The sequence below is a fragment of the Teichococcus deserti genome, from assembly GCF_001982615.1.
Taxonomy (GTDB): Bacteria; Pseudomonadota; Alphaproteobacteria; order Acetobacterales; family Acetobacteraceae; genus Pseudoroseomonas; species Pseudoroseomonas deserti.
Genome location: NZ_MLCO01000532.1, coordinates 1 through 528, shown reverse-complemented (window position 1 = coordinate 528; position 528 = coordinate 1). Strand labels below are relative to the sequence as shown.

Genomic DNA, 528 nt, shown 5'->3' with positions numbered 1-528 from the left:
GCAGGTGGAGGTCGCAGGCCAATCCGGGCGGCTCGCCGGCGCGCAGGAGACGGAGAAGGGCCTGCGCGTCACCCTGCTGACGCCGACCGGCCTGACGCCGCTGCTGCTGGAGGAGGGGGTCTCGGTCCGCTTCACCGACCCGTCGCTCGCCCAGCGGCTGGAACGCGCGGCGGAGGCGGTGGCGGCCAGCGCCGGCGCCGACCAACGCCGCATCGAGATCGCCATGCGCTCGGGCCGGATGCGCGCCGGGCAGGACCGCGCGGTGAGCCTCACCTATGTCGCCGGCGCGCCGCTGTGGAAGCCCTCCTGGCGGCTGCTGGCGCCGCCCTCCGGCGCCCCGGCGGAAGCCCGGCTGCAGGGCTGGGCGGTGGTCGAGAACCGCTCCGGCGCCGACTGGAACCAGATCCGCCTGTCGCTGGTCGAGGCCGATTCGGCCGCCTTCCGCCAGCCGCTCTACGAGCCGCTGATGGTGCCGCGCATCGAGCTGCCGCTGCGCATGGCCGAGGCCCTGCGGCCCCAGGCCGATAG

Annotated in this window: 1 pseudogene; it reads left to right on the top strand. The window is 75.9% G+C overall.

What is annotated here, in order from left to right:
* A pseudogene (locus BKE38_RS32675) lies at nucleotides 1-528 on the top strand (DUF4139 domain-containing protein); the annotation flags it as partial.